At 43.2% G+C, this 5649-nt stretch carries 4 protein-coding genes and 1 pseudogene; all 5 read left to right on the forward strand.

Translation table 11 applies throughout. The features are described 5' to 3' along the window. The first annotated feature begins 429 nt into the window (after positions 1 to 429). Complete coding sequence (locus RRG12_RS25485) at positions 430 to 750, forward strand: RNA recognition motif domain-containing protein (RefSeq protein WP_069068229.1); 321 nt, start codon at positions 430 to 432, stop codon at positions 748 to 750. Positions 751 to 960: 210 nt separating this feature from the next. Then, positions 961 to 1149 (forward strand): 30S ribosomal protein S21, encoded by a 189-nt coding sequence (gene rpsU / locus RRG12_RS25490; RefSeq protein ID WP_012407716.1) that lies wholly within the window; start codon positions 961 to 963, stop codon positions 1147 to 1149. 251 nt (positions 1150 to 1400) lie between these two features. After that, on the forward strand, positions 1401 to 3161 hold the full coding sequence (locus RRG12_RS25495; RefSeq protein ID WP_420761085.1) for a protein kinase domain-containing protein: 1761 nt from the start codon (positions 1401 to 1403) through the stop codon (positions 3159 to 3161). A gap of 181 nt (positions 3162 to 3342) precedes the next feature. After that, positions 3343 to 3732, forward strand: coding sequence for a hypothetical protein (locus RRG12_RS25500; RefSeq protein WP_420761086.1), 390 nt, complete (start codon positions 3343 to 3345; stop codon positions 3730 to 3732). Between the two features lie 13 nt (positions 3733 to 3745). Then, positions 3746 to 5649 (forward strand): annotated as a pseudogene (locus tag RRG12_RS25505) (WD40 repeat domain-containing protein); the annotation flags it as partial.

Consider the following 5649-nt stretch of genomic DNA (forward strand, 5'->3'; position numbering starts at 1 on the left):
CCTCCTGCCTCCTGCCCCCTGCAAATTTGTTGCCTGACTTTAGCTTTCGTATTAAAATTTTGGAGTAATGCTTCATGGTTAATGCAGTCAAACGTTCAATGCGGATATTCTGAAGATGCGCCCCCGTATGTCTGATTTTTATATCACCCTACAAAATTTATCTTCTTCTATTTCCAACCCTTTTTTGCGGTGGGCAGTATTTAGAGTAGGTGGGGGCGGGTGATCGCTTAGGTGCGATCGCATCACTGGTTAACTATCTGTTAACTATCTACTGGATGCAGAGAGTTGTCTCCTATGTCATCCTATGATTAGGAGAGTTAATTCAGTGATGTCTTTGGTTTTAGTATTGAAAGGCTTTTTCCTTTTAGTATTTACAGACTTCTCAGAGAAATTAAAATCTCTACACAGTGATGATTTTGGAGAGAATCGATGTCAATTTATGTAGGTAACCTCTCTTATGACGTTACACAAGAAGATTTAAGTGGTATTTTTGCAGAATATGGTACTGTAAAACGAGTTCAAGTACCTACTGACCGTGAAACAGGTCGTCCGCGAGGCTTTGCTTTTGTGGAAATGGGAACTGAAGCTGAAGAAACAGCTGCTATTGAAGCTCTCGACGGTGCTGAATGGATGGGTCGTGACCTGAAAGTGAATAAGGCTAAACCCAAGGAAGACAGAGGTGATAGAGGTTCCTTTGGTGGAAACCGGGGAGGATACGGTGGTGGCGGCGGTGGACGCAACCGCTACTAGACCTTGGAAACAAAAAAATTTGCCTAAAGTCTTAAGGTCAGACAAGGAGTCTGTCTTTTTTTTGTAATCTTACCAAAGCAGTGCTGAGTGTCCAAGAACGATTACTCGTCCTTATTTCAATCCTCTAGATTTATCTATGGGATCACTCAGCACTCACCACCCCTGAATGCTTGCCTAGCCATTGATAAAGTCAACTTAGTAGGAGATGTAATGACCCAAGTAATTGTCGGTGACAATGAACATATTGAATCAGCCTTACGACGATTTAAGCGAGAAGTTTCCAAGGCTGGAATTTTTCCAGACATGAGAAAGCATCGTCATTTTGAAACACCCTTAGAAAAACGCAAGCGCAAAGAAGTTGCCAAACACAGACAGAGTAAGAGAAGTTTTCGTAACTAAGAACTGATATACAGCAGAATTCAGGAGTCAGAATTTAGAATTCAGAATTCAGGAGTCAGAATTCAGGAGTAAAACAGGCTTTATACCTTGCTTTGAGATGAATCCTTGTGTACTTCACCTTCCTTGAAATCCGCTGTAAATATAAATGAATTGCCCTCATACAATCTATGAGGGTTTTCCTTTTGCCGATTTTAAAATCAGGAAACCTCAAGAAACGCTAAAATCAAGTCAGCCTTTGTATTGTAGCGGTTGTGTCCCACATCACTCAGAGTGCGGTTCACTGCATAAATCCTGATTGTCAACGTCCTTATCCTCAGCCTTGGGGAAACAAATTTTGTAACAGCTGTGGCGCACCGCTAGAGTTGCTAGACCGTTATGTTCCACTTCAGCCTTTGGGATCGGGAGGATTTGCTCAAATCTACACGGTTTGGGATGAAAAAACTCAAACTGAGAAAGTGTTAAAAGTGTTGGTGGAAGATTCGCCAAAGGCGCTGGAATTATTTACCCAAGAGGCGGCAGTTTTATCTAGCTTGCAGCATCCTGGTGTCCCTACAGTCGATGCCGATGGATATTTTCATGTAAATCTGTTTAATCCCAAATCGCACCAACTACCTTGTTTGGTAATGGAAAAAATCAATGGGCGCACTTTAGAGGAGATATTAAGAAAGTTTCCCCAAGGGTGTCCAGAGGATTTGGTTTTAAACTGGTTTGCCCAAGCTCTACAAATTTTACAGGAATTACACAAACGTCAGATTCTTCACCGAGATATTAAACCTTCTAATTTAATGCTGGGTACTTCTTCGCCATCTGTAACCCCGCCTCAAGGGCAAACAGAGGGCGATCGCCTGGTATTAATTGATTTTGGCGGGGCAAAACAATTTAGCGCCTCTAAGCTGCGTTCTCAGTCTAGTTCCACGCGATTATTTTCTTCTGGCTACAGTCCACCAGAACAAGTGAGTGGAGGTGTTGTCGGGACAGGAGCCGATTTTTATGCCCTTGGTCGAACGGTAATTGAACTATTAACAGGCAAATACCCGCTAGAGTTGGAAGATCAGCAAACGGGGAAATTGCGCTGGCGAACTGCTGTAAATGTCAACCCGCAACTAGCCGATTTGTTGGATGAAATGGTGCATGAGGATGTGCGATCGCGTCCAGCAAATGCAGCTATAATTCAAAAACGTTTGGCGAAGATTTCTCAACCATTACCGCCACCAGGATTATTTGCTCGACTGCGAGACAACGTTAAGCAAGCCTCAATGCAAGTCTCCCAGAAATTGACACAGCTAACACAAGCTATTAAACAAGCGTTAGCTAACTTTGGCCAAGCTGTCAACAAAACCTTTGTTTTCATCACTCAGACAATCATCAAAATTTTACAAGCTTGTTTGGCGACGATTTGGGCGATGATCCTGGCTTATGTTGGCGCTTGTTTTGGTGCGATCGCTGGTTTTATTTTGGCATATCGCACCAGCTTGGGGCCTTTGATTGTGGAATTTCTTGGGAGTCAGCTAAACGAATTAGTGCCAAATACTCAACCTGTCTTCGGGGCAGATATTTTGGTATTCGTCGCCGCAGGTTGGGGAACCGCATGGGGATTGACAGTATCCGGGTGTTTTGGTCAACAGCGGCGGTTTTTAGTGGCTTCGCTGATGGGCATGATTAGCTATGGCTTTGGCTGGTTGATTTTGCAATTAATTACACCAAAAGACAGTGGCGAGGGCTTAGTGGCAGTGATTTTAGTAGCAGTTTGCCTACTCACCTTGAGCTTAGGACTTCGCAGCCACCATATAGTTTACGCTGTGTTCTCGGCCTTTGGTAGTGCGATCGCTTATGCAGTTTTGATTATTTTGAGGTTAGCGCCTTCAATCTTCCAATTTACTAGTCAACCAGCCTGGTCGGAATTACAGTTACCTCTGATTTTTTTTGGTTCTGTAGGCTTCTTTATTAGCTTTTGGTTAGGTGTGAGTTACTACCTAATTGTCCCTGGATTGCGCCTTTTGGGATGGCGATGAAAGAGGAAAGAGGGATTCCTATATTTAGGACTTGCCTAAGTGTCATATTTTTTTTGTAGAGGTTATCAAGAGTCAAAAAATCGAAATCTTGACCCTTGACTTCGATAACGTGAAGATATACGTGCCAGTTGCGTAAATCCTGCTATTTTAGCTGTTAGATACAAATAATTGGGGATTAACTATGGAACCTATTTCTATGATTATTGCTGCTTTAGGTGCTGGTGCGATCGCAGCTACTAAGGATACCGCAGGAACAGCAGTTAAAGATGCCTATCATGGGTTGAAAACCTTGATTAAGAAGAAGTTTGAGGGCGATGTTCTGGGACAAGCGATGGTAGATGCCAAACCAGAAGAAATCAAGCAAGCGGAAGGTTTGTTAAAAGATAAAATTACCAAAGCTGGTGCTGATCAAGACCAGGAAATTATTAAAGTGGCTCAGGATTTACTCGAAAAAGTGAAAGAACAACCTGGGGGACAGGAAATAATCAATCAAACTCAAACCAACACCATGAGTGGAAATACCGTTGGTGGAAATGTGAACTTTGCACCGACTGTGCAAAATCAAGGTTAAGGATACCAAGATCATGAGCGAGTCAGTCCCAAATCACTCATCTCAAGAACAAGAAAATCTCTTAAAGGATAATAGTGTTGGGCGTGATTTGACTTTCGCTCCTGTACAGATAATCAACTACTACTATCGAGAAGAAGCAAGATTAGTCCCGTCTGATTCTACCGACGCTGCTGATGAATATCTCCCTTGTCCTTATCGCGGGTTGTTTCATTTCGGCCCAAATGATGCGGATGTTTTCTTTGGGCGGGAAATATTTATCGAAGAACTTTATAGTGCAACTAAAACCAATAATTTTATTCCGGTGCTTGGTGCATCAGGAAGCGGTAAATCTTCGGTGGTATTAGCGGGATTAGTCCCTAAGTTACAAACAGCAGGTCATTGGCAGTTTACTCACTTTCGTCCTGGTTCTGACCCTTTCCATGCTCTAGCTTTAGCTCTTGTTCCTCTCTATACACCCAACTTAGATCAAACAGACCAAATTGCCCAAGCCAGAAAGATGGCTGGTTACTTGCAAGATGGTTCTGTTATTCTCTTAGATGTTTTTGCTAAAATTCAGCAAAATCATCCTAGCGATCGGGTGCTACTGATTGCTGACCAATTTGAAGAAATTTACACACTCTGTAACAATCAAGAAATTCGCCATAAGTTTCTCGACTGCTTATTAGCTAGTCTAGTAACTCCTACTTCCCTGACTTCATCGGCTACGGTGTTGGTGACAACGATGCGGGCAGATTTTTTGGGAAATGCTCTTTCCTATCGTCCCTTTGCTGATATTTTGCAAAATGCTGATGTGAAACTGGGGCCGATGAATCGGGAAGAACTAACACAAGTCATTGAAAAACCTGCCCAAAAATTCGGGGTGACATTTGCAGACGGACTGGTAGAACGCATTTTGAATGATGTGGAAAACCAGCCGGGAAATTTACCTTTGCTAGAGTTTGCTTTAACAGAGTTGTGGAATAAGCGAATAGGTAAAGAATTAACTCACAAAATCTATGAAGAAATTGGTCAAGTAGAAGGTGCGTTAGCTCGCCATGCAGATGAGAAATATTGCAGCTTGACAAATGAAGAGAAAGAAAAAGTCCGGCGAATTTTTATTCAATTGGTGCGTCCGGGTGAGGGAGCAGAAGATACCAGACGCATAGCGATGAAAGCGGAATTGGGGGAGCAAAGCTGGTCTTTGGTAAAAAAATTAGCTGATGCTCGGTTGGTGGTGACAAGTCGCAATGCTACCAGTCAAGAAACGGTGGAGGTAGTTCATGAAGCTCTGATTCGCAATTGGGGAGTACTGCAAGAATGGATGAATACAAGCCGCGTTTTTAGAGCTTGGCAAGAGCGACTGCGTTCAGCAAAGGGACAATGGGAAGCAACAAAGCGAGATTCGGGTTCATTGTTGCGGGGTGCAGCTTTGGCGGAAGCGGAAGAAAAGCTCAAGGAACGCCCAGAAGACTTAATTGATGAAAAAGAATTTATTAAGGAGAGTATTCAAGAAGGAAATCGCATCAAACAAGTTGAAGCAGCCCGCAGGAAACGCGAAATCAGAACCGCCTGGGGCATTGCTGCGGGTTCCTTGGTGGCGGTGGTAATTAGCGGTGGATTGGGTTTGACAGCATGGAATCAGAAAAACCAATCGGAACTGAATCAAGCCGAATCTCTTGGTCGATATTCCTTGTCTCTATTTAATGAAAATAAAGAACTGGAGGCTTTTATCTCAGCAATCAAGGCGGGAAAAATCCTGCAAAGCCAACACAAAACTAACCCAGAGGTAATTAATGCCTTGCAGAAAGTTCTGGTTCAAGGAAGAGAACGCAACTTCTTGGAGGGGCATAGTAATCTTGTCAGGAGCGTGAGTTTTAGCCCCGACGGCAAGACATTGGCTTCTGGCAGTGATGACCAGACAATCAAACTCTGGAATCT

This window comes from Nostoc sp. CALU 546, from assembly GCF_048836525.1.

What these genes read in the sequence shown, in the direction of transcription:
- RRG12_RS25485 (WP_069068229.1), top strand. Translation starts at nt 430, where the DNA reads ATGTCAATTTATGTAGGTAACCTCTCTTATGACGTTACACAAGAAGAT.
- rpsU (WP_012407716.1), top strand. Translation starts at nt 961, where the DNA reads ATGACCCAAGTAATTGTCGGTGACAATGAACATATTGAATCAGCCTTA.
- RRG12_RS25500 (WP_420761086.1), top strand. Translation starts at nt 3,343, where the DNA reads ATGGAACCTATTTCTATGATTATTGCTGCTTTAGGTGCTGGTGCGATC.